Origin of the sequence: Streptomyces gobitricini, from assembly GCF_039532985.1 — a bacterium.
Taxonomy (GTDB): domain Bacteria; phylum Actinomycetota; class Actinomycetes; order Streptomycetales; family Streptomycetaceae; genus Streptomyces; species Streptomyces gobitricini.
The window spans coordinates 43,579-66,900 of record NZ_BAAASR010000018.1 but is presented as its reverse complement, the minus strand read 5'-3'; the positions used below and the strand labels follow the sequence as shown (position 1 = coordinate 66,900).

Annotated in this window: 20 protein-coding genes and 1 pseudogene; 9 read left to right on the top strand and 12 right to left on the bottom strand. The window is 70.5% G+C overall.

The features are described from left to right. Positions 1-7: 7 nt before the first annotated feature. Together ABD347_RS15670 and ABD347_RS15665 are read right to left on the bottom strand one after the other, a co-directional pair. Entirely contained in the window at positions 8-589 is a 582-nt protein-coding gene (locus tag ABD347_RS15670; RefSeq protein ID WP_344361417.1) for a hypothetical protein, read from the bottom strand. 346 nt (positions 590-935) lie between these two features. Continuing rightward, positions 936-1,421 carry an RICIN domain-containing protein gene (locus ABD347_RS15665; protein WP_344361416.1) on the bottom strand — a complete coding sequence of 162 codons (486 nt, stop codon included), beginning with the start codon at positions 1,419-1,421 and terminating at the stop codon, positions 936-938. A gap of 440 nt (positions 1,422-1,861) precedes the next feature. Between ABD347_RS15665 and ABD347_RS15660 the strand changes: the two genes are divergently transcribed. The 3 genes from ABD347_RS15660 to ABD347_RS15650 all read left to right on the top strand — a co-directional run bounded on the left by ABD347_RS15660 (position 1,862) and on the right by ABD347_RS15650 (position 7,081). Continuing rightward, a complete protein-coding gene (locus ABD347_RS15660; protein ID WP_344361413.1) occupies positions 1,862-4,765 on the top strand; it encodes an AfsR/SARP family transcriptional regulator in 2,904 nt (967 codons plus the stop codon). A 435-nt stretch (positions 4,766-5,200) separates the two neighbouring features. Continuing rightward, positions 5,201-6,430 carry a PP2C family protein-serine/threonine phosphatase gene (locus ABD347_RS15655; RefSeq protein ID WP_344362348.1) on the top strand — a complete coding sequence of 410 codons (1,230 nt, stop codon included), beginning with the start codon at positions 5,201-5,203 and terminating at the stop codon, positions 6,428-6,430. 447 nt (positions 6,431-6,877) lie between these two features. Then, positions 6,878-7,081, top strand: coding sequence for a cold-shock protein (locus tag ABD347_RS15650; RefSeq protein WP_344361410.1), 204 nt, complete (start codon positions 6,878-6,880; stop codon positions 7,079-7,081). Positions 7,082-7,629: 548 nt separating this feature from the next. Here the strand turns inward: ABD347_RS15650 and ABD347_RS15645 are convergent. Beyond that, on the bottom strand, positions 7,630-7,890 hold the full coding sequence (locus tag ABD347_RS15645) for a GlsB/YeaQ/YmgE family stress response membrane protein (protein WP_344361408.1): 261 nt from the start codon (positions 7,888-7,890) through the stop codon (positions 7,630-7,632). A gap of 316 nt (positions 7,891-8,206) precedes the next feature. Here ABD347_RS15645 and ABD347_RS15640 point away from each other — a divergent pair, with 316 nt between their 5' ends. Then, entirely contained in the window at positions 8,207-9,295 is a 1,089-nt protein-coding gene (locus tag ABD347_RS15640) for a YihY/virulence factor BrkB family protein (protein ID WP_344361406.1), read from the top strand. Positions 9,296-9,382: 87 nt separating this feature from the next. Then, positions 9,383-9,931: a phosphatase PAP2 family protein gene (locus ABD347_RS15635; protein WP_344361404.1), complete on the top strand. Its 549-nt coding sequence runs from the start codon at positions 9,383-9,385 to the stop codon at positions 9,929-9,931. Between the two features lie 178 nt (positions 9,932-10,109). On the opposite strand, the gene ABD347_RS15630 is transcribed toward ABD347_RS15635, so the two are convergent. After that, positions 10,110-10,283: a hypothetical protein gene (locus ABD347_RS15630; protein ID WP_344362429.1), complete on the bottom strand. Its 174-nt coding sequence runs from the start codon at positions 10,281-10,283 to the stop codon at positions 10,110-10,112. On the opposite strand from ABD347_RS15630, the gene ABD347_RS15625 reads away from it, so the two are divergent. After that, the gene (locus ABD347_RS15625; protein ID WP_344362426.1) at positions 10,273-10,560 is read left to right on the top strand and encodes a hypothetical protein; all 288 of its coding nucleotides are present in this window, start codon (positions 10,273-10,275) and stop codon (positions 10,558-10,560) included. The two genes, ABD347_RS15630 and ABD347_RS15625, sit on opposite strands and share 11 nt — an antisense overlap. Here ABD347_RS15625 and ABD347_RS15620 read toward each other — a convergent pair. The 8 genes and pseudogenes from ABD347_RS15620 to ABD347_RS15585 form a co-directional block, all read right to left on the bottom strand. Next, positions 10,521-10,643: pseudogene (locus ABD347_RS15620) on the bottom strand (DUF1648 domain-containing protein); the annotation flags it as partial. The gene ABD347_RS15625 and the pseudogene ABD347_RS15620 overlap by 40 nt on opposite strands. Positions 10,644-11,019: 376 nt before the next feature. Next, positions 11,020-11,472 carry a PRC-barrel domain-containing protein gene (locus ABD347_RS15615; RefSeq protein ID WP_344361403.1) on the bottom strand — a complete coding sequence of 151 codons (453 nt, stop codon included), beginning with the start codon at positions 11,470-11,472 and terminating at the stop codon, positions 11,020-11,022. A 242-nt stretch (positions 11,473-11,714) separates the two neighbouring features. Then, positions 11,715-12,329 (bottom strand): HAD family hydrolase, encoded by a 615-nt coding sequence (locus tag ABD347_RS15610; protein WP_344361400.1) that lies wholly within the window; start codon positions 12,327-12,329, stop codon positions 11,715-11,717. Positions 12,330-12,454: 125 nt separating this feature from the next. Then, positions 12,455-13,828 carry a sugar porter family MFS transporter gene (locus tag ABD347_RS15605; RefSeq protein ID WP_344361398.1) on the bottom strand — a complete coding sequence of 458 codons (1,374 nt, stop codon included), beginning with the start codon at positions 13,826-13,828 and terminating at the stop codon, positions 12,455-12,457. Beyond that, the gene (locus ABD347_RS15600; protein WP_344361396.1) at positions 13,825-14,865 is read right to left on the bottom strand and encodes a Gfo/Idh/MocA family protein; all 1,041 of its coding nucleotides are present in this window, start codon (positions 14,863-14,865) and stop codon (positions 13,825-13,827) included. The genes ABD347_RS15605 and ABD347_RS15600 overlap by 4 nt, the downstream gene beginning before the upstream one ends. 13 nt (positions 14,866-14,878) lie before the next feature. After that, positions 14,879-16,411 (bottom strand): GMC family oxidoreductase, encoded by a 1,533-nt coding sequence (locus ABD347_RS15595; RefSeq protein ID WP_344361394.1) that lies wholly within the window; start codon positions 16,409-16,411, stop codon positions 14,879-14,881. 43 nt (positions 16,412-16,454) lie between these two features. Continuing rightward, a complete protein-coding gene (locus ABD347_RS15590; protein ID WP_344361391.1) occupies positions 16,455-17,231 on the bottom strand; it encodes an SDR family NAD(P)-dependent oxidoreductase in 777 nt (258 codons plus the stop codon). Then, on the bottom strand, positions 17,228-18,436 hold the full coding sequence (locus ABD347_RS15585; protein WP_344361390.1) for a sedoheptulose 7-phosphate cyclase: 1,209 nt from the start codon (positions 18,434-18,436) through the stop codon (positions 17,228-17,230). The genes ABD347_RS15590 and ABD347_RS15585 overlap by 4 nt, the downstream gene beginning before the upstream one ends. 1,250 nt (positions 18,437-19,686) lie before the next feature. Here ABD347_RS15585 and ABD347_RS15580 point away from each other — a divergent pair. The 3 genes from ABD347_RS15580 (at position 19,687) to ABD347_RS15570 (ending at position 23,210) form a co-directional block, all read left to right on the top strand. Then, positions 19,687-20,460 carry a hypothetical protein gene (locus ABD347_RS15580; protein WP_344361388.1) on the top strand — a complete coding sequence of 258 codons (774 nt, stop codon included), beginning with the start codon at positions 19,687-19,689 and terminating at the stop codon, positions 20,458-20,460. Between the two features lie 12 nt (positions 20,461-20,472). Further along, positions 20,473-21,123 carry a class F sortase gene (locus ABD347_RS15575; protein ID WP_344361386.1) on the top strand — a complete coding sequence of 217 codons (651 nt, stop codon included), beginning with the start codon at positions 20,473-20,475 and terminating at the stop codon, positions 21,121-21,123. Positions 21,124-21,698: 575 nt separating this feature from the next. Then, positions 21,699-23,210, top strand: coding sequence for a carboxylesterase/lipase family protein (locus ABD347_RS15570; RefSeq protein ID WP_344361384.1), 1,512 nt, complete (start codon positions 21,699-21,701; stop codon positions 23,208-23,210). The last annotated feature ends 112 nt before the right edge of the window (positions 23,211-23,322 follow it).

Sequence of the window (23,322 nt, the reverse complement as noted above, 5' to 3'; positions counted from 1 at the left end):
GCGCGTCCTAGCTGAGTCGGTACGAGCTGGCGCGGTTGTACCAGTTGGCGGACGGGCAGTCACCGGTTCCCGATCCGCCCAGATGAGTGCACCGGTCAATCCACTCCGAGGAGGCGCCGGTGTAGTTGGCGCCATCGAAGAGCTTGATGTCGCAGTGCTGATCGTAGTAGGTGCTGACCGAGCTGTACGTGTCGTTCTCGAGGATGCCACTGGGGTTGCTGTACGCGTACGGATGGTTCAGGTTCGGCATGGCGTAGTCGACGTCGCTGGTGGTGCTGGTACAACCCCGATCGCCTGAGTAGATGGTGTAGCCGCCGCCTTTCTCGTAGTTGATCCAGTTGTAGACCGCGATGAGGTCGACCGACGCCGTAGTGGAGCCGTAGGAGAGCAGGTCCTGTTCCGTGGTGAAGCAGGTCGTCTTCTGCTGATCGCTGAGATCCACTGAGCAGTACTTACCGGCGGGATCGGGCGCCGGCGCCTGCGGGGCGGGTGCGGCGGCCGCTGTGGAAGCCGAGGCGCCGAGTGCGAAGGCCGCGAAGACCGCGAGGGCGGTCCTCGCCGGTGTCGATTTCGTGGGAAGTATGCGCACGACATCCTCCTGGTGAGGGGTCCGTTGAGTGGTCACGGCGCGAGCACGAGCGCCGTGCCCGTTGAGGGCGCGCATCGAGAGCTGATCTCGAACGCGGAATGATGGTGCTTCGACGCGTGGAGAGTTGGCCGACCGGGCGGCAGTTGGGCTGAGCGCCGCCGATGCCGCTGAACCGGGTGTCTCCCGGCGTCAGGTGTACGCGCCGGTCAAGCGGTGGCGCGCGGAGGCTGATGCGATTGGTGCCGCCCCTGTGTGCCATGGTTGATCGTCCGACACCCGAGTACCGCGTCCCGGGGACGGCGGCGGCCGGTGGGGACGGCCCGCGGCGCTCACGGGGGCAGCCGGTTCACACCTGGTCGATGACCCAGCGGGACGCCGTCCCGATGGTGGGCTGGAAGACGACGTGGGCCCCCACCGTTCCATTCGCGTGCAGGTACTTGGCGCTCCAGTTGTGCTTGATGGACTTCGGGCTGCCGGACGTGGTCGTCCACTTCTGATACCCGCCGGCGTTGCACCGGAATGTGTAGACGTCCGCGCCGTTTCCGTCGAGGCAGTGGCCCGATGCCGGGTTCCTGAAGACGCCGCCGGTGATCGTCCACACCTGCTTCGCGCTGCGGTCACAGTTACCCAGGACGAGGTTTCCCTGGTCTGTCGGGTCGCCCACCACCACGTCCACCACTTGAAGGCAGGAGTTGCTGCTGTTGCCGTTGATCACCTGGTAGTAGACCGGTGCCGCCTGCGCCGGGGATGCGGCGCCGACCAGCAGCGTCGAGCCGAATGCGGTCGCCGCACCCGCACCGGCGAGCCGAATGAAGTGCCCTTTGAGTTTCATGATTGATCCCCTCGGTTTCAGGTACTTGGCGCGCCGCCTGGGGCACTGCCCGGCCATTCGGGTCCGTCCCCGGAAAGGGGACGAGAAGGGGTGCCGTGCGGAACTGACGGCCGGGGTCGCGAACCGGCACCGGTTTCCGCCCGGTACCGGCAGGTTCGTATCGATCGTGCTTGTCGGCGGCGCGGGTGAGCAGCAGTGCGACCCGGACGGACGGTATGTGTGGACGTTCTCCAGGTCGGATGGCGAATAGCGGAACGTCCCCTGTTCGCCGCCGCGTGGACGCCTTCGGCGAGTGTGGGGATCGGTGAGTACGACGTCACCGTCTCGCATGCCGTCCCCACGGCGTCATCACCACGTCACCATCGGCCGCTACGTGGACTATTTCGGTGAACGCTATGCTGTGATCCGATTACTGTCGGCAAGGGGGAGAGGCCGGGAGGATGGATTTTCGAGTACTCGGCGCGCTTGAGGTCTGGACAGGCTGTGAGCGGGTGCCTCTGCCCGGAGCACGTCGACAGCGAGTGTTGGCGGCGCTGCTGTTGGCACCGAACTCGGTCGTGCCACTGTCCAGGCTCGTCGAGACGACCTGGGACGACGAGCCACCCGCGACCGCCATCAAGCAGGTGCGGAACTCTGTCTCGGCACTGCGGGAACGCTTGGGGGACATCGACCAGCGGCTCATCATCACCCTGGAACCCGGCTACCGGCTCTGCGTCGATGAGGAGCGGCTCGACTCGCTCCGGTTCGCCGCCGGGGTCGCCGACGGCCGCCGCCACGCCGCTGAGGGGAGACTGGATCGGGCAGTCCGGGCGATCCGGCCGGCGCTGAGCCTCTGGCGTGGGCCCGCGCTCGACGGGCTGGGTACCGCGGCGTTGACCAGATCCGCCGCACGGTTGGACGAACAGCGGCTCAGCGCGCTGGAGCTGTGTGCGAGATGGCGGCTGCAACTCGGCGAGCACCGTGAGGTCGTCGATGATCTCGGGGATCTCGTGCACGACCACCCACTGCGCGAAGGGCTGCACGCGCAGCTGATGACGGCGCTGGACCACTGTGGCCGACGCGCGGACGCGCTGCACGTTTTCCACCGTCTCAGGACCTGCCTCGCCGAAGAGCTGGGAGTCGGCCCCGGAGCCGATATACAGCGGCTGCACGAGCAGATCCTTCGCGGAGAACCCGCCGCGCCCCGCCGGGACGACCTCGCCGCGCCCGGCCGGGACGACCTCGCCTCGGCCGTCGTCGGCGCCCTGCCTGCCCCGAGGCCTCCCTGGGCCGTCGCGTCACCGGTCCCCCGCCAGCTGCCACAGACGATCCGCGACTTCACCGGCCGCGCCGACCATCTGGCCGCGCTCGACGCCCTGTTACCGCCGGCCGGCGGGCAGGCCGTGGTGATCTCCGCTCTCGACGGGTCAGGCGGAGTGGGCAAGACGACGCTGGCGGTGCACTGGGCCCACCGCGTCCAGGACCGGTTCCCGGACGGCACACTGCACACCAACCTGCGCGGCTACGGTCCCGGCAAGTCGGCGAACCCGGACGAGGTACTCAACGACTTCCTGGTCGCCCTCGGCATACATCCGGCGGCGGTGCCCGCCGGTACCGGCGCCCGCTCGGGACTGTTCCGCACGCTGGCGGCGGGGCGACGCATGTTGATCGTGCTGGACAACGCCAACTGCGCCGAGCAAGTCCGGCCGCTGCTGCCGGGAGCACCCGGGTGCATGGTGCTGGTGACCAGCCGCGACAGCCTGACCGGCCTGGTGGTCACCGAAGCCGCGCACCGGCTCACGCTCGACGTGCTCTCCCCGGCCGAGGCCTCGAGTCTGGTCGTCAGCATCGTCGGTCCCGTACGAGCCCGAGCACAACCAGCCGCGGTGGACAACCTCGTCCGGCTGTGCGCGCGGCTGCCGCTGGCGCTGCGGATCGCCGCCGGGCGCGCGGCCGCGTACGAGCACGTCTCCGTCGCCGACATCGTCGCCGAGCTCGCCGAGGAGGACTCCAGACTCGACGCACTGAGCTGGGGCAAGGACCCCTACGCCGCAGTCCGCAACGTACTCGAGTGGTCCTACGAACAACTGGCCGCGCCGCAGGCGCACCTGTTCCGGCGCCTCGGCCTGCACCCCGGTCCAGACATCTCGACACCCGCAGCTGCGGCCCTCACCGGCCTGTCACCACGCGAGGCACGGCAGTCGCTCAACGCGCTGGCCGACGCGCACCTCATTGAACCGGTCGCGCACGACCGGTACCGCTTCCACGACCTGCTGCGCGCCTACGCGGACGAGTTGGCCTGTGAACACGACACCGAGGACGAGCGCCGCCACGCCCTCGACGCGATGCTCACGTGGTACAGCCACACGGCTCACACCGCCGACCGCCGGCTCTACCCGGCCTGCACGCGCCTGGTGGCAGAACCCGCCGAGCCGGCCCATCCCCACCCCATGGCCCACCGTGACCAGGCCTGGGCGTGGTTCACCGCCGAACGGACCAACCTGGTCGCCGCCCTGCACCAAGCTGTCGACCGTTCCATGGACCGGTACGCCCTGCACCTCGTCGACGCTCTCGGCTTCCTCGTGCTCATGGGCGCCTGGGAGGAACGCATCGACAGCGCCACCGCGGGCTTGCGGGCGGCGCGACGGTCCGGCGAGACCGAGCACGAAGCGAACGTCCTGCTCGCTCGCGGAGAAGCGCTGGCGCACCTGCAGCACCCCGACGCGGAGCCGGACCTCACCCACGCCTCCACACTCGCCCAGGACGCCGGCAACATCCACATTCAGATCGCCGCCCGCACCGAACTCGGCCGACTACTACGCCGACAGACCCGGTTCGCCGAAGCCCTGCACCACTTCGAGGAGGTGCGCGTACTCAGCCGGGGGTTCGACACCGGACGGTGGGAAGCGGTGGCGGAAGGCAACATCGCCGAACTCCACGCTGATCTCGGCAACCACCGGCAAGCCATCGACCACGGCAGCCGCAGCGCGTGGCTGCGCCACCGGCTCGGCGACTCCGACGGCGAGGCATGCGCCCTCTCGGCCATCGCCAGGGGCTGGCAGGGCCTCGGCGACCACGGCACGGCGATCGTTCACTGCCGACGCGCCATCGCACTCGGACGCGCGTCACTCGGCAGCCACGACGAGACACTCGCCTGGCCCCTCGCCGTCCTCGCCACCTCGCTGACCCACCTCGGACGCGTGACCGAGGCCATCGCCTGCTGGCAAGAGGCCGCCGCCATCTACACCGACCGAGGACTGGACGCCGAGGCAGCTGCGATGCACCACCACATCCGAGCGGCACACCCTCCACTCGCCGAGCCGGATCCCGCCGGCGGCGTCGCAGACCGGGGTCTCATCCGTTGAACCATCTGCCGTAACCCTCGCGAGCGAGAACACCGGCGACGGCCCGGCAGTCGGCACGACCTGGCCGGCCCGGGTCGTACCATCTGGTCGGACTACCGGCCACTCGGCGTCGCATCACGGTCGCCGGACGCCCACCTGGGGTCTTGAGTGACCACACGTGGTCCATCAGCTCGGCGAGCACGCGCCGCACAGTCGCTGACCCGGACACGGACCCGGACACGGACCCGGACCCGGACCCGGAGCCAGATCCAGACCCACGGGCGGGGCACCGCTGCGACCTGGGCAGTCGTGTTTCCGGCCGTCGAAGGATCACGGACTGATGGCCCCGGTCGGGGAGAGACTGAGAGGGGACGCGCGCGTCGGCCATGGGTGGCGCGCGACTGCGCTGAGGGAGAGGGTGCTGTTGTGGACGACGGAAGCCGGGATGGCCGGCGGATGCTGGAGGGCCTGCTGGCCGCCAGCCACCTCATGCCGCTGGAACTGTTGCCGGCCCGGATCGCCGAGCACGCCACGGCCGCGGGCTTCCCCGAGGTACTGATCTACGTCGGTGACCTGCAGCGCCGTGCGCTGAGGCTGCTGACCGGCCAAGGGCTGGATGCGGGCCGGGCGCCGGAAGGCGCGGAGGCGGAGCTGAAGATCGAGGGGACGGTCGCCGGGCGCGCCTACCAGTTCAACCAGGTGATGCCCGACGGGTCCGCGGCTGCCTCGGAACACCGGTGGTGGGTGCCGCTGCTGGACGGTGTCGAGCGGATCGGGGTGCTGCGGGTCACCACCGTCGCGGACGGCGAGCGCGTCCGGCGGGACATGCAGGCGCTGGCATCCCTCATCGCACTGATCGTGGTCAGCAAGCGCGGTCACAGCGATTCCTTCGCGCGCCTGACGCGGACGGAGCCGCTCAACATCGCGGCGGAGATGCAGTGGCATCTCATGCCGCCGCGCACCTACGCGGACGGCCGGGTGGTGATCTCCGCGGCGATGGAGCCCGCCTACCGCATCAGCGGCGACGCCTTCGACTACGCGACGGCCGGATCGGTCGTGCACCTTTCGATCTTCGACGCCATGGGACACGACACGGCGGCCGGGCTGACGGCCAACCTCGCCATGGCCGCCTGCCGGAATTCCCGCCGGCAGAACGCGGGCCTGATCGAGATCACCGAAAGGATCGAGCAGACGCTGATCGAGCAGTACCGGCAGGCCCGCTACGTCACCGGCATCCTGGCCGAGCTCGACACCAGCACCGGCGTCCTGACCTGGGTCAACCGCGGCCACCATCCACCGGTGGTCATCCGGGGAGGCCGCTGGAGCAGCAAACTGCACTGCCGGCCGGCGCACCCCATGGGAACCGGACTGGGCCTGGAGGCCACCCTGTGCCGGGAGCAGCTCGAACCAGGGGACCGGGTCGTGCTCTACACCGACGGCATCACCGAAGCCCGTGGCCGGGGCGACGTCGAGTTCGGGCTGGAGCGCTTCACCGACTTCCTCATCCGGCACCACGCCGACGGCCTGCCCGTCCCCGAGACCCTGCGCCGCCTCGTCCACGCCGTCCTCGCGTACCACGACGGACACCTGCAGGACGACGCCACCGTCCTCTTCTGCGAGTGGCTCGGCCCCAGTCCCGAGCCGACGCATGACGCAGCGGCGCTGACCGGCCTCACCCCGCCCTGACCGCCGCCACCCGGGTGCGAGCCGCTCCACCCGCTCCGGCGCCGATGACGCCGAGTGTCCGGTGGCTGCCCGGCTTCGTTCACGGCCGCCGGCGTGCCCCGCGTACGGTCCACGGCCGCCCGGACCTGCCGGGTGCGCCTCCATCCGAGCCCGGCCGTCCGGGACTCTCGGCCGGAGCCGTGCTGCCGGGCTGCCGGGCTGCCGGCGGAAGCGCCGGACTGCGGGCGTCGACCCGCTGCTCGGACTTTTTGGGACACAGCCTGAGCGGTGGGGAGTTGCTCTCTGGTGGTGGGTCCTTTCACGGTGTAGCGTCGTCCGCAGATGTCGTGGTTCGCAGTACCTGCCCACGCGACGGCGTGGGCTTCTTGCTGTGCAGTGCCTGAGGACCAGGGCGATCACCTCCGGGACCGCGCGGTGCGGTCCCGATATCGACTGAGAGGCACCAGCATGGCCAGCGGAACCGTGAAGTGGTTCAACTCCGAAAAGGGCTTCGGCTTCATCCAGCAGGACGGCGGAGGCCCGGACGTCTTCGCCCACTACTCCAACATCAACGCCAACGGTTACCGTGAGCTCCAGGAAGGCCAGGCCGTCACCTTCGACGTGACCCAGGGCCAGAAGGGCCCGCAGGCGGAGAACATCACCCCCGCCTGACCTCACCACGAGGCGGTCTTCAGGCCCCTGGCGCCCCGGAGCGGATGCCAGGGGCCTGAAGCGTCCCCTCACCCGGGCCTGGGCAGGTGCTCCAGGCCGTCACCGCGGCCGCCGTCGGACCGACACCTCGTTCCGGCCGCGGCAACGCGTCGAGTGCAGGCCGGATCACGGTGCCCTCAACGGTGGGCGATCGCCGTGGGTCACCGCTTCGGCCCGATCCAGCCACCGGCGGATCGCGGACCGCCGGGGGAGTGGGTGGCCGCGCAAGCTCGCAGTCCCCATGGCTGGGCAGGGGGATCAACCTTCAGGCACGCTCGCCTCCCCAACCGTCAGGAAGGGCCCCTCAACCGTGTTGAGGGGCCCTTCCTGTGCCACCCGGACGATGTAAGCCCCGGCCCGGGAGTAGTGCGCTGCTGCGGCACGTATTCCTGGCTGACCGGCGCCTGCGGCCGAGTGGCCGTATCGGGGCGCCCAGCCGGCCGCTCTGCGTGCCCGAGGGGTGCCCAGTCGGTGCGGAAGCCGTGCCGACAGGGCGGGATCGCAGTCGATCAAGCGTGTCGTCGGGCCCACAGGGGGGTGACGAAAGCGATCAGGGCGGCAGCGATGCCGATCTGGAAAATGTGCCGGATCCAGTCGATGCCGCCGGTGTCCCGCACGCCGAAGACACTGGCGAGGGCATTGCCCGCGACAGCACCGACAACGCCGAGGAGAACCGTCAGCCACAGGGGGATGGGCTGGCGGCCAGGGAGGACGAGCTTGGCCAAGAGCCCGATGATGAGTCCCGCAATGATGGCCCACAGGAACGACACGACAACTCCTCCTGTTCTACTGCCCCGATCTTTCGGGAACCTACGGACCGCATGCCCGACGAGCCGCGCTGTACTCGTCGCCGCACGGACGAGCTCGCGCGTCCGCCCAGCCGTCGGTTCCCCATGGGGGCTGGCAGCGGGGGCGGCGGACTGCTCCGGCAGGGGCGGAATCCGTAGCCGGTGATCACCGCAACCCTCCTGCCGGACCTCGTGCAGGGCTGTCCGCCCGACGCAGAGGCATCCATGGGGCGAAACGGCTGTAGCGTGCATAAAGGCAAGGTGTTTTCGTCCCGCCGGTCGCGGTTACCCATCTGGCATGGCACGGACACCGGAACCAGATGAGCACCGAAACAACCCCGACCGCCACGGCTCCGAGCGCTTCGAGAACCGTGGGAACGGCGAACCCGACACCCGACAGGGCACAGACAACATCGGGCCGGACGCGGAAGTGGAGCGCAACGCACCGGATGGGCCGACCTCCCTGCCGAAGCGGTCATGGGGGGCGGTGCTGAAGCGCACGGTCAAAGAGTTCAAGGACGACGAGCTCGCCGACCGCGCCGCGGCCCTGACCTACTACGGAATTCTCTCCCTCTTTCCCGCTCTCCTGGTGCTGGTGTCCCTGCTGGGTATCGCCGGCCGGTCCGCCACCCAACAGGTGATGGACAACCTCCAGAACCTGGCGCCCGGTCCGGCCCGCGACATCATCTCCAACGCCGTGCAGCAACTGCAGGGCAACGGCGGCACCGGATCGCTCATGGCCATCGTGGGTCTGGTGCTGGCGGTGTGGTCCGCGTCCGGTTACATCGCGGCGTTCATCCGCAGCTCCAACGCCGTCTACGACATGCCCGAAGGCCGGCCCGCCTGGAAGGTCCTGCCGCTGCGCCTGGTGCTGACCGTGGTCCTGATGGTGCTGGCGGTCGTCAGCGCGCTGATCGTGGTGTTCACCGGCCCCCTGGCCCAGCGGGCCGGCAGCGCGCTGGGCGTCGGGGACACCGCCCTGACGGTGTGGTCGATCGCGAAATGGCCGGTCCTGGTCCTGCTGGTCACGATCATGATCGCGATCCTGTACTGGGCCGCGCCCAACGCCAGGGGCCGCGGGTTCAAGTGGGTCACTCCGGGCAGCTTCCTGGCACTGGTGCTGTGGATGGTCGCCTCCGCCGGCTTCGCCCTCTACGTCGCGAACTTCGGTTCGTACAACAAGACGTACGGCACCCTGGCCGGCGTCATCATCTTCCTGGTGTGGCTGTGGATCACCAACCTCGCCATCCTGCTCGGCCTCGAATTCGACGCGGAGATGGTCCGACAGCGCGCCATCGACGGCGGCCACCCCGAGGGCGAGGAACCGTACGTCGAACCGCGTGACACCGCCAAGTGGACCGAGGAAGACCACCGCCGCCTCGACTGAGATGATCGTGCTTGCCCGACCGCCAGGCCTGCTGGTGAGGACGGACCATCCGTGCATGAGCGACGTGGCGGCGGGAACATGCCGCACATGAGCGGCTTGGCAGATCTCAAGGAAGGCGACCGTCGCCTGACCCGGCGTATGGCCCACTCGACCTCACCGTTGGCACGGCAGGTCCTGCCCGCGGTGGAGTCGGCGGCCGAGCGAACGAAGCTGTGGTGGGCCGTGGCGGCGACCATGGCCATCACCGGCGGCTACCGGGAGCGGAAGGCCGCGATCGCGGGGCTGGCCAGTATGGGGGTGGCGGAGCTGGTGTCCAACGCGGTGTGCAAGCAGCTCTACGAGCGGCGCAGACCGCCCAAGGAGCTGATCCCCCACGAGGACGTTCACGACCGGCCGGACAGCTCTTCCTTTCCCTCCGGTCATACCGCTGCCGCCGTCGGTTTCACCGCGGCCGTCCTCATCACCAGCCCCGGGTGGGGCGCCGCGTGCGTGGTCCCGGCGGTGGCGGTCGCGGCCGAACGGGTGCACTCGGGAGCCCACTACCCCAGCGACGTGGCAGCCGGCGCCCTGATCGGACTGGCCAGCGCCCGACTGCTCCGCCGAGTGCCCGGGCTGCTGCTGCGCCGCCTGCTGTGAGACGCCGACCACGTGAGGCGTCCGGGCGGCCCCCCGTCGGGATACCGCTGACGCGACACGACCCCGCCGCCCTCCTACCGGGAGGGCGGCGGAGCCCTGTCCTTACCGCCGGGCGGGGCACGACGGGGGTCTGCCGGCCGGCGACGCCTCAGGCCGCCGTCGCTCCGTACAGGCAGCTTCAGCCGCTCGTCCGGTCGCGTACGGCCGCCGCCACCACAAGTACCGTCCCGGCGATGATGGGCGACATCATCGCGGCGAACATCCATCCCGGTACGTCCCTCTCGGGCAGGGAGCGCCACAGAACCCCGCACCCGACGAGGAACGAGAGCCCGATGCAAGCGTTGAGCATCATCAGAGCCCTCGCCGTGCGGCACGCCGAAGCCCTGCTGACAGGGCGGTTGAGCAACGAAGGAGACATCGGGCGGCCAGAACTCGGGGAGGCGCTCGGCCTCGGCAGCTCGCTGCGCGGGGTCACGCGCAGCGTCAACTCCGCGGAGGCTGTCATCACCACCGTCACCCCCGCGTACAGGAACACCAGCATGAACGCGCTCCCGATCGTCCGATCCGTCCACGCGTCCACCCCGTCGATCCCGATGTGCCTCGGTATCCGGCCCGGCAGGCGCGGGTAGCGGATCGCGCCCCAAACGACCAGAGTGGCGAGCAGAACAACACTGGGAAGCAACCATCGTTTGACCGGAGAAGAAAGCCCCATACGACCGATGGTCCGACACGGTGATCGCCTTGGAAAGGACACCGGCTCGTCAGGTCCGGCATCCTCGTACGGTCAAGGCGGAGCAGCGCGGGGACTGCGGCCGTACGACCACGAGTGCGCCCCCGCCGCCTGCCGCTGTCCGGTCACCGGTCACCGGTCACTGGTCACTGGTCAGCCTGCCTTCCGGTCGAGTGCCTGACACCGGCCGCCCGGGGCGACCGGTGTCAGGCAGAAGACGTTGGCCCGCGGTCGAAGACCCGCCGAAGCCGCTGCGGCGGCCGCAGGAGTGGTCGGGCGGTGAGCGGTACCCACGCCGGGGCACACGTCGAAAGCCGGAGCCCATAAGGCCCCGGCTTCACGCGCGCAACCGCCGTCCTCAGGCGCCGTCGTCCTGAAGGAGACACAGCCGTGTCCGGTTCTCTTCATGTCCGTCAGTACCCGCCCGGATGTCGTCCGCCCGGTCCATCCGCGACCACCCGGAGCCCTGCTCCGCGTTCACCTGATTCCGAACCTCCCTCAGGCCGAAACACGCGAAGAGCTTCTCCTCGTCGGCCACGGACAATATCTGACGTCCCTGGACGTCCACCTTTGCTGCGGCCTCTATGACCGCCCTTGAGAACGGGACCCGTACGCGGTCGTCGGCGCGAACGGCCTCCCTCAAGGGCACGAAGACGTCGCCCGGCCCCGACGAGTCACTGTGCACCCGCGCCCACTCCGCCCTGCCGGTGGTGTCGTCCACCAGGACATGGACCACATCCCCGATCTTCACCCCGTCCGCGGTGTAGACCGGCTGCCGGGCCAGACCTGTGAGCTGCTCCTGTGAAATCACCGTTGCTCCTCAACTGCCCTGCCGCGACCTGTCCAGGCCCTCCTTGCCCAGGCCCGCGCCTGCAAACGTGCCGGGGACGCGCGCCCGCACGCCTGGGGCGAGCCCCTACGTCGAGCGCAATCAGAAGGGCCATGGTCACCGCTCGGACGGGGACGGCCCGGACGTCGCACCGAAGGCCGGTCCAGCACACGGAGCCCCGGGCCGGACCCATGGCGTCGGCCCGACGGCGGCGGCAACGGCGCTCAGGCGCCGGACCGGGAGCCGAGGCCGGTGTAGGGGCGTACGTCGATCACCGTCATGCCCGCCGCGTGGGCCGCTTCGATGCCCTCGTCGCTGTCCTCGTAGACGGTGCAGCGCGACGGGTGGGCTCCGAGGAGCTCGGCCGCGCGCAGGAAGATATCGGGTGCCGGCTTCCCCCGGTCGACGTCGTCACGGGTCACCAGGGCGTCGAAATGCTCGCTGAACGGCTGGTGGCGCAGGGTCGCCTCGATGACGTGGCGCGCTCCGCCGGACGCCACCGCCATGGGGACCCGGCCGTGCATGGCTTCGACGATCCGCAACACTTCCGGGTGCGGTCGTACGGCGTGGGCGTTCTCGAGGAACATCCGGTCGCGATCGGTGACGAGGTCTTCCACGGGGCGGGACAGAGCAAGGGCACGCTCGTCGACCAGGGTGCGGATCATCTCCGCCGACGACAGGCCCGTTCGGGCGTCGAACCACTCCTGTTCCAGATCGACGCCTTCCGGGGACAGGACAGCCGCCATGGCCCGGTAGTTGGCGTACTGGCTGTCGACCAGGGTGCCGTCCCAGTCGAACAGCAGGCAGTTGGCGTGGCGGGGGGCGAGGTCGGGGTGCATGCGAGAGACGCTTTCTGGTTCCGAGTGCGGATCTGTGTGGATCTGTGTGGGGTCGGGTTGGTGTCGGGTGTCGGGTGTCGGGGTTCGGGGGGAACGACCGGAGGCGGCGGGGGGAGGGGCGGCGTTCAGTCGGCGTGGTACCCGGCGGCCGCAGGGCGGGCGGTCGACACCAGTGGTTTACCCCGGGTCTCGGGCATCCAACGGGCCAGCGCCAGCGCCGACGCGCCCGTGATGGCCGCGTACAGCGCGAACGTCCCGGCCAGCGAAAGCTGCTGGACCAGCGGCAGGAACGTCGTGGCGACCACGAAGTCGGCCGCCCAGTGGGCCGCCGTGGCCACGCTCATCAGAGCTCCCCGTACCTCCGAGGGATAGATCTCGGATATGTACACCCAGAACACGGCGGCGGGACCGACCGCTCCGGCCGTGATGAAGACGCACAGCAGCAGAGCGGTGACGGCGCCCTCGAGGCCGAGGAGCCCGGCGAAGGTGACCCCGAGCGCGGTGAGCGCCATGACGACGAGGCCGCCGATCATCAGTGGCCGCCGTCCCCAGCGGTCCAGGAACATCACGGTGATCACCGTGGCCGCGACGTTGCACGCCCCCACCAGGATGGAGCCGATGATGCCTCCGGCCGACGTGAGACCACTGGAAGCGAGGATCGTCGGCGCGTAGTAGATGGCCGTGTTCAGGCCCGTGAGGTGCACCAGGATCGCGATGGCGAGGCCCAGCGCCACCCACCGCGGGCCGGCATGGGCGCACGCCGACCGCAGTCCGGTGCCGCGCACCCCGCCCTCCGCCGTCCGGCCTGCTGCTTCCGGGCCTTCCGCCGTCCGGCCCTCCGCCGCCGGGGCGCTCCCCACCTCGATGCCGAGCCGGGCCGCAGCATGCGCCGCCCGCGCAGCGTGGCCCCTGCTGCGCAGCCAGTCCGGTGACTCGGGGACGAGGAACATCCCGCCCAGCAGCAGCAGGGCCGGCACGATGCCCACGGCCAGCATCGAACGCCAGGCCCCGGCCGGTTCCAGGACGTAGGCGACGACATAGGACAGCAGCAGCCCGATCGTGATCATGAGCTGGTTGAGCGTCACGAGTGCGCCCCGGCGGGCCGGTGGCGCGATCTCCGAGATGTACAGGGGTACCGCGAACGACGTGGCGCCCAGGGAGAGACCGACGAGGAAGCGCCCGGCGAGGAGCAGCTCGGTGCCGGTGGCGGCCGCGGAAGCGAGAGTGCCCACGGCGTACACCGCTGCCGCCGAACCGATCACGGGGAGCCGGCCGAAGCGGTCCGCGAGCCGCCCGCTGCTGGGAGCCGTCAGCGCGGCTCCCAGCAGGGCGGCGGACACGGCGGCGCCCTGGGCCCAGGACGACAGGGCGTAGTCGGCGCTGACGAACGGCAGGGCACCGGCGATGACGCCTGTGCCGTAACCGAAGAGCAGCCCCCCGATGGACGCGACGCACACCGTCAGGGTGCGGGTGGCCGCCGGTGATCTCGTCGGGGTCACCGGGCCCCCGGCACGTCTTCCGAGGTGTCCACGGCGGCGCCGCCGGCGGCCGCGGACGCCACCAGCGCGCTGCCCACCCGGGCGGTGCGCCGGGAGTCGGAGAGCGACATCGGTGCGGGCCCTCCGTCGCGTACGGCCCGCGCGAACGCTTCGACCTGGAGCTGGTAGTGGTTGGCCGCCGGGACGGTCTCCTCGCGGACGCCGTCCTGGGTGAGGACGGTGATGGCCCCGTCCTCACCGGTCATGGCCCAGGCGTTGCGCACCATGAGGGTGCCACGGGTGCCCTGGAGTTCGTACGCGGCGCGGGGGCCGTAGTCGATGCTGTAGTCGACGACCGCCGAACGCCCCTGACCGAAGTCCATCGTCGCGACCGCGCTGGTGTCGACCGTGAGGCCCGGACGGCTGCTGAAGCGGGCGGTCACCTGCTGGGGCGCCTGGCCGAAGAACAGCAGCGGGGCGTCGACGGCGTAGCAGCCGACGTCCCAGGTCGCTCCACCGCCCAGGGCGGGGTCCAGCCGGATGTTGCCGCTGCCGCTCTCGATGCGGAACGCGAAGGAGGCCCGTACGAGGCGCAGTTCGCCGATCTCGCCGGAGGCGAGGATCTCGGCGGCACGCCGCTGCTGCGGGTGGAAGCGGTACATGAACGCCTCCATCACGGTCCGCGACGCGGCCTCGGCCGCCTTCTCGATGCGCGTGCAGCCGTCCTCGTCCATGGCCATGGGCTTTTCGACCAGGACGTGCTTACCGGCCGCCACTGCCCGCAGGGTCCACTCGACGTGGTCGGTGTTGGGCAGCGGTATGTAGACGGCGTCGATCGCGGGGTCCGCCAGGAGCGCCGCGTAGTCCTGGTGGACGGCGGCGCCGAACGGGCGGCCGAGCTCGGCCGCGGCGGCCGACCGTTCGGGGCGGCTGGCGACGGCCGAGAGCGCGCAGCCGCCTGTCGCCGCGATGGCCGGCATCAGATGGGTGGCGATGTAGGAGGTGGCGCCGAGTACGCCCCAGCGCAGGGTGTCGTTGGGCTGGTGGTGTGCCGTCATGTGTGGTCCTGCCTCATGCGTTGTCCTCTTGGATGAACCGGGCCGCCCGTTCGGCGACGGCGGCCACGGCTGCGTGGATGTTGCCGGTGATCATGTTGGGGATGACGGAGGCGTCGGCCACGCGCAGGCCGCTCGCTCCCCGCACCCGCAGTCTCGGGTCGACGACCGCGCCGCCGTCCCCGTCGAGGCCCATCCGGCAGGTGCCGACCGGGTGGAACTGTGTCTGGGCGTTGGCACGCACGAACGCCTCCACCTCGCGGCGGGTGGCCGTGGCGCCGAGCGGGGCGCGCCCGGTGGTCAGGCCGGCGAGCGGGTCGGTGGCGGCGATGTCCCGGGCGACGCGCACCCCCCGCACCAGGACGTCGAGGTCGGCCGGGTGGGTGAGGTAGGCGGGGTCGATCAGGGGATGCGCCTCGGGATCGGCGGAGGCCAAGGTGAGCCGGCCTCGGCTGAGAGGGCGGGTGACGCCCGGGCCGATGGTGAAGCCGTGACCGAGGCGGGCCGCGTTGTTGAGGTCCTTCATCGGAGCGAAGGACAGCTGCACCTCGGGCTCTTCCGACTCGTTGTCGAGACGGACGAAGCCACCGGCCTCGCCGAGGTTGGAGAAGTCGGCGACGGGGTGGCCCTCGGCGGTGTCGTAGGCGAGCGAGACCTGCACGTGGTCATGGAGGCCGGCGCCGACGCCCGGCAGGTCCACGGCCACGGGAATGTCCAGCGCCGCCAGGTCGTCGGCCGGACCCATGCCGCTGAGCAGCAGCAGCTGCGGAGCGGCGACGGCACCCGCGCACACCACGACCTCGGTGGTGCACCGTACGGAGCTCACCGTGCCGCCGTGCCGGACCCGGACCCCCGTGACGCGGTCACCTTCCAGCAGGAGGCCGTGCACGGCCGCGCCCGTGGTGAGCGTGAGATTGGGGCGTTCGAGAGCGGGCCCCAGATGGGTGTGGGCGGTGTTGCCACGGCGGGCCGGGGCGCCGGGCGCGGCGGCGGTACGTGTCGTGCGGTAGAGGCCCACGCCCTCCTGTCGGCCCGCGTTGAAATCCGGGTTGCCCAACAGTCCGTACTTCTGCGCGGCTTCGACGAAGGCGGCGGCGAACGGGTGGGGTTCGTTGTTCTCCGCCACGGGCAGCGTGCCGTACGGCGTCTGCCGGGCGGGGCCTTCCAGTGCCTCCAGGCACGGGAGGAAGTGGCGGGCGTTCCAGGCCTCGCCGCCCCAGCGCTGCCAGGCGTCGAAGTCGGAGGCGGCGCCACGGATGTGCACCATGGCGTTGATGGCGCCGGAGCCGCCCACGACCCGGCCGCGGGGCCAGGCGAGCCGTCTTCCGTCGAGGGCGGTCTGCGGGACGGTCCGGTAGCCCCAGTCCAGCTCGCCGCCGAGGAGCGACGGCCAGGAGGCGGGCCGGGCGATGCGCGGGTCGGTGTCCGCCGGCCCGGCCTCCAGGAGCAGGACGCTGCGGCCGGGGTCCTCACTCAGCCGGGCGGCGACGACGCTGCCGGCCGTGCCCGCGCCGACCACGATGTAGTCGTACGTGCTGAAACTATCCATGGTGTCCTTCACTGCACTGAGCAGAGGGGGAGACGGCCGGTTGTCAGGTCGCGAGGAATCCGCCGTCGACGCCGATGGTCTGCCCGTTGACGTACGAGGACGAGGCGGAGAACAGCCAGAGCGCCACGTCGGCCACCTGGCGCGGGGTGCCGATCTCACCGGACGGGATCAGACCGCGCCAGGTGGTCGCCCCGCCCACGGCCGCCTCCGAGGCGGCCAGCATGTCGGACTCGATGGGGCCCGGGGCGACGGCGTTGACACGGATGCCCTCGTGGGCGTGCTCCAGGGCCGCCATGCGGGTCAGGGCGACGGCGGCGTGCTTGGAGGCGACGTACGCTCCGATGCCGGGGAAGACGGTCCGGATTCCGTGCACCGACGTGTTGTTGACGATGCTGCCGCCGCCCTGTGCGGACATGATCCGCAGTTCCTCCCGCATACACAGCCACAACCCGCGCGTGTTGACGGCGAAGGTGTGGTCGAAGTCCTCGGGGGCCAGGTCGGTGAGACGGCCGTCGCCGGGGATCCCCGCGTTGTTGAAGGCGCAGTCGACCCGGCCGTACCGCTCGACGGCCCGGGTGAAGAGGGCCTGGACCTCGGCGGGACTGGTGACGTCGCAGCGGACGAAGTGCGCCTCGCCTCCCTGCTCCCGGATCTCGCGCTCGGCCTCGGCGCCCCGCTCCTCGCTCCGGGCGGCGATGACGACGCGCATCCCCGCCTCGGCGAACGCGAGTGCGGACGCGCGGCCGATGCCCGTACTGCCGCCGGTGACGACCACGACCGCCTTCTCCGGCGGGGCCGGTTCGGTGGCACCGTCGCTCATCGGTCGGCCCCGACGGGCCGCCCCGGCAGGCCGGCGTCCGTACCCAGCAGGCGGGCCATGCCGTCGCAGGCGCGCTCGATCTCCGCTTCGGTCACATCGTTGAGGAAGCACACCTCGCCGATCGTGGTGAGCATCGGCAGGTTCTGCATGCCGTCGCGGTGCAGGACGGTGTCCGCGAGGCCTTCGAGGACGAGTGCGACGTCGCAGAAGAGCGGGTGTGACGGTTCGAGCCCCATGCGCCGCGCGACGGCGACGATGCGCTCGAACTGGTCGCCGTCGATCAGGCCCCGGCCCGCCGCGATGAGCGCGGAGAAGACGCAGTCCATGGCCACGGCCTCGCCGTGCAGCAGCTCGGGGAGGGCCCGCATCTCCACGAGGGGCGAGAACGAGTGTCCGTAGTCGACGGAACGTTTGAGGTCCTTCTCCCACAGGTTGGGCTGGAGTTCCTCGGCCATCCCCGCGATGGCGCGGCCGATGACCTCGTCGGCCACGGTTCCCGGGAGGCCTTCGCCGCCCGGCTCGGGGTCCTGGAAGCGCGTCTCGATGAGCTCCGCGCCGTATTCCTCCAGCAGTTCGAACAACCGGAGGTCCTTGATCAGAGCCATCTTGAAGATCTCGCCCATGCCGTTGCGCAGCTGCCGGTCCGGGACGGTGGCCAGGAAGGAGCGGTCGATCAGGGTCCTCGGCGGAGGCGTATAGGCGCCGAGGCGGTTGCGGTATCCGCCGTAATTGATGCCCGACTTGGCGGCGACGCTGACGTCGACCTGACCGAGCAGGGTGGTGGGCACCCGGACGAACGGGATGCCGCGCCGGTAGAGGCTGGCGGCGAGCCCCACCACATCGGCCACGACGCCGCCGCCGATGACGATCGGCGGTGAGCTGAGCCGATTGGTGCCGACCTCGTTCAGTTTGTTGACGACTTCCAGGACGCGTTCGATGGACTTGTTCTCCTCCGAGCCCGGAAGTGTCAGGTAGTCGACTTTCACATCGTTCTCGGAGAAATAGGCGCGGACTGCGGCGCCGTACAACTCGTCGACGGAATGGTCGAGAATGACGAGACGTGTTCCCGAGCCGCGACCGCCGCCGGGAATGGTGAGAAGTTCGGGGTTGTCGGGATTCAGCAGACCATGGGATTCGACTATCTCGTACTCGACGGGTAATTCCGTCCGGATCTTCCAACTCTGCTGACGCGAGGCGTCGTTCATCGCGGTTCTCCCTCTCGCTGGCACAGCGTTCGGTTTGTTGCACCTCGAAACATACAGCGAGGGCAAGGCCCAGCCAATCGGTATATTTGTGCCTTATGTGCAGTTTGTCTCCTTGGGTTGTGTGGGTGGTAGGTCGCTTTTGTTGCCTCTACGGCCGTCCGGATGGGCGGGGCAGTGGCGCGCTTGATGACCGAATGGCATCCCTCCGCGGACGCTCGCCCCGGGAATCGGCGCTCACGGCGGCGTTCTCGCGCTCCCCGCCGGGGCTGAAAAAATTCGGTCGCCCGGCTCAGGATGAGGTCCGCCCGCCGGGTCCTCGTCCTGCGTTTGTATACGATTTAACTACTACGCCTGTGGCATATATCACCGCTGAACGCGCCGCCTCGTCCTACTGCTTGAGACAGGGGCCGCAGGGCGACTGGACTGGCCGACCATCAATGACCGCATGTAACGCCAGATCCAGTATCCGCAGATGAAAGCCTGAGGAAATGTCAGTGGCGCGCCGTGGGCTTCCGAGGGTCGCCCGTCCGATGGAGGCGGAGGCGCGGGGTTCCCCGACGGGTCCACTCGCCCGCTACGGGGAGCTACCCGGACACCCCCCTGGCCTCGCGTCGACGCTCACCGGACAGAGCGCAGGACCGGGCGAGGTGTCGCCGGGGTATGCCCCGGCCGCGCCCCGGGACCGTCGACGCACCGTCGCACCGCACGACCGGGCCCCGCCGCCGGGTGCCACGTGGGAGGGCGCCGCATTCGTCTCCACTCCGGTGGAAGGGCCCGGCAACGCCGGAAGCCGCCGGAAAAGGAGCCCCGCACGCATGAGGCGGAGCGATTGCGGCGACCGGGTGCACGGAGCACTCCCCGCCGGTGACCGGTTCGTACGGGGGGGCGGGCCGTTACGGGGGACGTGTCCACGGACTGGGTGGCGGGCCAGTGCTGGAGCGGGGGACCGGTGGCGGACCGTAGGCGGATACACCCGTTTGCCGGACAGGCGCCATCGCGCTGTCGCGCGGTCGCAGCCCCTCTCGATCACGGGCGTGTTGCCCCAACTCGCGGGGGTCACAGCGGTTGTCGGCTGCCGGAACCCGCGGCGGTGACGCCCGATGGCTTGCCGCGGGCGGCTTGCTTCGGTGGCGGTTGGCCGGGAGGGGACGCAGATTCGTTGCTTGGTAGCAGCGGTCGTCCGCCGACAAGCCGGGTGTGTGCCCGTACGGCTGGACGAGCCGTCCCTCTTCTCTGTAGTGGAGACCTGAATGACGAAGAAGATCGCCTGTGCGCTGGCCGCACTGGCCACCGTCGCGCCCGCAGTGGCGTTCGCCCCGGCTGCGATAGCCGACGACACCTCCAGCCGTGATCACGCGATCACGCTGCACGCGACGCTCAACCCGTTCAAGGTCAACAAGGTGACCGGGTCGGGCACCGCCATGGTGCACCTCGAGGGCAACAAGGCCCACGTGACGGTCAAGCACAGGGGCTTGCTGGCCGGCGCTCCGCACGCCCAGCACTTCCACATCGGCGCCAAGGGTGTGTGCCCGCCCGATTCGGCCGCCATGAAGCGCAACGGCAAGGTGTTCCTGAACACCACCGACGGCGCCCCGTTCTACGGTGGCATCGGCACCTCGCTGACCACCACCGGAGACACCAGCCCCGCTTCCGGGCTGGCCGTGGACCGCTTCCCCGTCGGCTCCAAGGTCCACTACGAGCGCACCATCCACCTCAGCGACGAGGCCGCCAAGAGCCTGCGCGAGGGGACCGGCGTCGTCGTCGTGCACGGCATCGACTTCAACGGAAACGGCAAGTACGACGACAACCTCGGCCCCAGCGACCTCGACCCCAAGCTGCCCTCCGAGGCCACCAACCCCGCCCTGTGCGGACCGCTGAAGATGGCCGCCAAGGGCGCCGTCCACGGTGGCCAGGGAGGAACGCAGAGCACCGTGAACACCGCCGCGGCAGCCGCCGGCGGCACGCTCCTCCTCGGTGCCGCGGCCGCTTACGGTCTGCGTCGTCGTACCGCCCGGCAGGACTGACCCGGCACAGGCATGTCGGTTCTCTCCCCCAGGGGCCGCCGCGGTGTTTGCGCCGCGGCGGCCACCGCGTGCGCCATCGCCGGGCTGGCCCTGCTGACCATCGCGCTCCTGTCCTACCAGCCGCCCCCGCCGGCCCCCCCGCCGTCGGCGCGTGCCCAGGCGCAGGCCGCCACGACCGGCTCCGGTCCCGGTCGGCAGGCTACGGTGCTGCCCGCCTCCGAACCCGTACAGGTCATCTCCCAGCGCATCGGCCTGGCCACAGCCGTGGAAGCGGTGGGTGTGGCGAAGGACGGTTCCGTGGCCATGCCCACAGATCCCGACCGGGCCGGCTGGTACACCGGCTCCGTCACACCGGGTGAGAGGGGCAACGCGATCCTGGCCGCCCACCTGGACTCCACCAGCGGTCCCGCGGCCTTCTACGGCCTGGGAGCTCTGCGCAAAGGCGATCGCATCACTGTCCGGCGCCGGGACGGCCGTGAGGCGGTCTTCACCGTCACCGCGATGAACGTGTACGCCAAGGACGCGTTTCCCTCACAGGCCGTCTACGGTCCCACTGCCGACCCGCAGCTGACGCTCATCACCTGTGCCGACTGGGACAACAGAGCCGAGGCCTACCGGGCCAACCTGGTCGTCACCGCACACCCCCCGCCGGATCCGGCCTGATTCACAGGACAGGTGCTGCGACCGACGCACCCGGGCGGCCCCGCGGTGACAGCAGGAGGCCAAGGCGACAGGGGCAGTGGTACGCCTCGCGGGCACGCCGCCGCGCCGGCACCTGCGGGTCGTTCCCGGGCCGCTGCGCGTCCTGCGCGCCTGCGCGGCCCACGGGCGCACGGCACCCGCGGTGCAGTGCCCCGGACTCGTATACGTCGTCGGGCGCCGCCACGCCCAGGTGGCCCGCCACGTGCGCCCGGTCCCTTCTGCGGGCCGCCGGCCCCGGCCGTGCTGCCCAGCGCGAACGACAGCGCGCCCTTCGCTCATGTTCTGACCCGTACCGAGGGCGCCGGGACGTGACGATCGCACACCGGACGGCTCCGTATGACGGGAGCCCACGCCGCGGCGGAGACCGGTGATTTGCACGATGCAGGGGCGTGCGGGCTCCGGCGAGACTGCCCGGGCAGTTTCCGCCCCCTTCCGTCCGGAGGTGCACGATGTCCGCCTTGCTCTCCAAGCTGTTGACGAGAAATCGCCGACCATTACCAGGTACGCGAAAAATCGGAACGCTGTCCGGCGCTCTCGTGCTGTCGATCGTCGCGACGGCCTTCGTACCCACCGGCGCCACCGCGGCCGAAGGCCCGACCGTCACCACCCGGCACGGGCAGGTGCGAGGCGCAGCGGGGCCGACGGCGAACTCCTACCTCGGCATCCCGTACGCCGCACCGCCGGTCGGGTCGCAGCGGTGGAGGCCGCCGTCCGCGCCCGAGCGCTGGCCCGGTGTACGGGACGCCACCACGCCGGGCAACCCCTGTATGCAGGCCGTCCAGCCCAGCCCCTGGGGGAACCTCGCGGGACCCGGCACGCCCAGCGAGGACTGCCTGTACCTGAACGTGCACACGCCCGCGCAACGCTCCCTCCATAAACGACCGGTGATGGTCTGGATCCACGGCGGTGGCTTCACGGTCGGCTCCGGCACGTTCTACGACGGCAGCAACCTGGCGGCCAAGGGTGACGTGGTCAACGTCACCTTCAACTACCGCCTCGGCGCATTCGGTTACCTGGCCCACCCCGGCCTGGCCGAGGAGTCGTCGCAGGGGATGTCCGGCAACTACGGTCTGCTCGACCAGCAGGCCGCCCTGCGCTGGGTACGGGACAACATCGCCGCGTTCGGCGGCGACCCCGGAAACGTGACGGTCTTCGGTGAATCGGCGGGCGGCGGCAGCGTCTGCCAGAACCTGGTCTCGCCCCGCGCGTTCGGCCTGTTCCACCGGGCCGTCGCCCAGTCCGGCTGCGGCTTCCCGCTGCCCACCCAGGAGTCACAACAGGGCAGGGGCGCGACCTGGGCGAACTCCTTGGGGTGCGCTGACGTGGCCTGCCTGCGTACCCGGCCCGCCGACCAGGTGCTCGGCGCCTCCCTGAGCCCCACCGCCCGCTGGACCCCCAACGTCGACGGCAAGGTCCTGCCGCTCCAGGTGCCGGAAGCGCTGGAGCGCGGCCGGTTCCACCGGGTCCCCGTCCTCCAGGGCACCACCGCCGACGAGGGCCGGCTCACCGTCGCGACCACCTACGACCTGGCCGGCAGGCGACTCACCGCGGCGGACTACCCGGCCGCGGTCCGGGCACTCCACGGCGAACGGACCGACGAGATCCTGGCCCGCTACCCGCTGTCGGACCACGGCACGCCCGCGGAGGCGCTGGGCGCCGTCCTCACGGACTCCCAGTTCGCCTGCTCCCAATCGCGGACGGCGAGCCTTATGGCCGCGCACACCCGGTCCTACCAGTACGAGTTCGCCGACCGCCACGCCATGGACTACCTGAACCTGCCCCTCAGCTTCCCCATCGGCGCCCCGCACGGTTCGGAGATCAGGTACGTCTTCGGCAGCGGCTCGGGCACCCCCGCCCAGAACATCCTGTCGGACAGAATGCTCGGCTACTGGACCAACTTCGCGAAGACCGGCGTCCCGTACGCAGCGGACGCTCCGCGGTGGAACCTCTTCCCCAAGGTGCAGGTCCTGGCCCCCGAGGGGATCGCGGGGACATCGACCTTCCCTCAGGACCACAAGTGCGACCTGTGGAACCGGCCCGCCTCCTGACGGCGCCCGGTGGCCTGACGGCCTGACGGCCTGACGGCGCCCGATGGTCTGTCGGCCCTTGTCAGCCCGGCGCCCCTGGCCCGCGCGTTGCCGTACGGCGAGCGGTGTCCAC